The organism is Pseudomonas sp. ES3-33 (genome assembly GCF_000952175.1).
Lineage (GTDB): Bacteria > Pseudomonadota > Gammaproteobacteria > Pseudomonadales > Pseudomonadaceae > Aquipseudomonas > Aquipseudomonas gregormendelii.
The window spans coordinates 1-3255 of record NZ_JZRI01000107.1; the positions used below are offsets into that span (position 1 = coordinate 1).

General features: G+C 41.2%; 2 protein-coding genes. Both read right to left on the reverse strand.

All coding sequences use genetic code 11. The features are described from left to right. Positions 1–1372 (reverse strand): P-loop NTPase fold protein (locus UB23_RS29490; protein ID WP_152644296.1); only part of this gene is annotated, 1372 nt, incomplete at its 3' end. 53 nt (positions 1373–1425) lie between these two features. Next, the gene (locus tag UB23_RS18550) at positions 1426–3012 is read right to left on the reverse strand and encodes a hypothetical protein (protein WP_236695869.1); all 1587 of its coding nucleotides are present in this window, start codon (positions 3010–3012) and stop codon (positions 1426–1428) included. Positions 3013–3255 lie beyond the last annotated feature (243 nt).

Below are 3255 nucleotides of genomic sequence, written 5' to 3' on the forward strand. Positions count from 1 at the left end.
GAATATACACATTTGAAGGCCAGCGAAAAATATCACTTTTTTCACGTATGTCGCTAGGAATGATTACTTCAGAAAAATACGTATCAATAGCTTCATTAATTTTTACTATTCTGCCCACATCATAGTAAATAGAAGCGATTGAATCCAAATCATTTATTGTGAACTTTACAAGAGCTACATCCATAGCCAAATCGAAAGCTGCAAAAACCTCATCATCATTATTCAAAAAAGAAGCATGAAAAACATTCCATGCCTTTTGCAACAGAGCAATATCTTCTTCATGTTTTATCTTAGACTCCAAGGTCTGGACTAGATTCTGCAATGACTCATCATCAGCATAACCTTTTTTAACCAAATCTATGATTGCAACATCAAACTCATCACAGGCTCCAAAACCGTATGATTCAAGATATTCTATCTTTGAATCTATCACTGCTTGTGCCGCTAACTCTTCTGGTGTCGGTTCATCACCGGGCAAACGATAGCCTGACAAATTGCCCTCATAATTCAATACGAAATCAATATCTACGACTGCTGATTTCCCACCATATATTGAGAGTATAGCGAGGGGCAATATCTTATAAGCCTGCTGTTTTATTTGTTCCTGACAGCCATTAAGCCGATCATGAAGAAGCCCCGCAAAGTAATCAACCTTCTTCAACAATCGCACATTATTTATTTTCAGTTTAGCAACATTACCGGAAACGATCTTGCGTGTTTCATCCGACGAATTAAAAACCAAAGAAACAGATTCTTGCACTGACGGACTGAAAACAACTTCGTAATCGAAAACCTTTTCACTATAGGTAAAAAACTCATCATCAGGTTTCAAAGAACCTTCATTAAGAATAAGAATTACAGAGCAATTCTTTTTTTCAATCAAATTTGAAACCAACCCCAAAACATCCCGAGCGGCTAGGGAGTTACCACGACGCTCGAAATCATCAATACATACAATTGTTTCTGTCACCAGTGAATATTGAATTGAATCAATAACCCCACCAAAACTTCCAACAAATGGAATTTTAGCTTCTCTGCCATGGCCGAAATTTCTTCTCAGCCATCCAACCCCATCGCTGAAATCAAGCTTCTTCAAATTCTCTACAACAGAATCTTTACTGGTAACATCACCAGCCTTTTTGCTGGGAACTGTATTCTCAAAAATTGAACGTTTTAAGTCCGCCAATGAGTTAATTCCAAACAGTGAAACATAGGAATAATTAGCGTGAGCAAAATCAGCTCTATACTTTTCAATTACCGAATTCCAGAGAAAGGTTTTACCCGTGCCCCACTCTCCTTTCAGAACAATTGCAGAACCCATTTTTTTGACTGAAAAATCATGAAGTGCTTTTTCTACCTGAATAATTGACACCAGAATAATGCTCCTTTAAAAATTTACACACTTCAAAGCAAACCTGAATGAATTTAATTTTCGATCAGGGCAGGTGAACTTTCATCCTCAATTGAAATCACTGATTCGCTAGAGTTATTCGCCCTACCTAAGCACCACAAAGACTTGGAGTCAGATTCTCGTATACTTGAATAGAAAACGATATCGTAAGAAGAAACCTTCTTCGTCAATTTGGGCAGTCGGATAGTATTACCAAAAAAATCAATTTTAGGTGAATTTGTAATCGTAACCTCTGTGTGTTCTTCCGAGCAGAAAACATTTATGGCCTTGCTTTCCGCTTCGTCAATACGAGCGGAAAAGATATATTCGCCATAATCAAGCTTACGAATTACATCACCTTTCAATAGTTGAGCATACAACTCTATATAGCGTTCATCTTTCACTGTCAAATCAAGAGTTTTCAATTTTAACGACTTAGAAATTTTTGCGGCGATGATTCTAGACAACTCAGCTATTTCCACTATTCTTTTCAAGCGGTTGAACAGTTCGGTAAAATCCGAATGCGTTCCATCCCAAAGACGCATGGGATGCCCATTCAGCACAATTTCAATAGAGACTTTAGACTTCGGATATTTCACAACGAAGTCATATGCTCTTTTAATCCGACGATAATGTCTCAGATTATTGATCGACTGCCCGAGCCATCCAGCAACGTCGAACGTATACGTTGCGTCCACCTTGTAGCGGTCATGAATAAAATAGCGATAAGTAAAAAATCCATCTAACGCAGATCCTTCAATGTCAAATTGTTTTGACCCCTTCCCCATAAATGATTCAGTAGCAGCAAGCTCGAATTCCGCATCATCACTGACAAAATAGATGCACGTTTCTAGTCGTCGTTTACTGGGAGTGAGCGTAAGAGTTCCACCTACGATGACATCATTAAGATGTTCGAATAGTTTTGAACCTACGAATTTGAAATCATTTGTAGGGATGTGGATACTCTCCCCTACCTCAATCATTTTCTGCCAAGCGAGATCAGCAGAAATGTTAGCATCATCATCATTAAAAACCATCTGAATTGGCGGTGCAGGGCTGGTGACTGGGACCAATTCATGCACAACAGAATCGCTCGTGGCGGTGACGACAACCTTAAAATTTGGATCGATACTGTTTATTGTTTGTTCATAGCCTTCTACGACTGCAGAGACATCGAAATTTGCCGGACTGCCTGCCTTTGTAATCAGGGAGATGGTTGCTTCAAGAATCCCCGCACGAATTTCAGATTTGGCTTCGAATGGTGCCATTGGCACTACACCGACCCATCCAGACACATAGACTTGATGGCGGGCCTTCATTTCTTTTAAATGAGCTACTGTGTGAAATGTCTCTTCGTTGTCGATCAGCTTGGAGCACGAATAGCAAAGCCAGATACCGTTATCGAAATGTTTTCTCTGGGCTTTCGTTTGGGTTGCGTCATACCGCTTAGCACCCGGCCCACTCGCAGCCGCACAGATGTGTGCAGCGACACCAATGCTATTTTTCCTGTCACCAGCATCTGTTGAGCCAACGGTGAAGACATGGCAACGCGAACAGAGGTTCGCCGCTCTCACAAGCAGCTCGATCTTAGTCACATCAGAAAAATCGTCACGGGTGCTCACGCTGGCTCCATCGTCAACAACTTTTGGTACTTTAGTCTTCCGTGGGGCCATCGGTCGTAACTCGCAATCGCGTAGATGGAATCGTGTACAGGCGTTTTAACATCGAACGCTGGGGCACACCAAGAAATGGTGCCGTGATCGACACCCGGAGACGACCACAACCCAAGGCAGAATTGGGCTACGCTTGGCTTAAATGGATCACCTCGCCCACAGAATCCTCTAACCTTTGAAGGGTCTTTATAG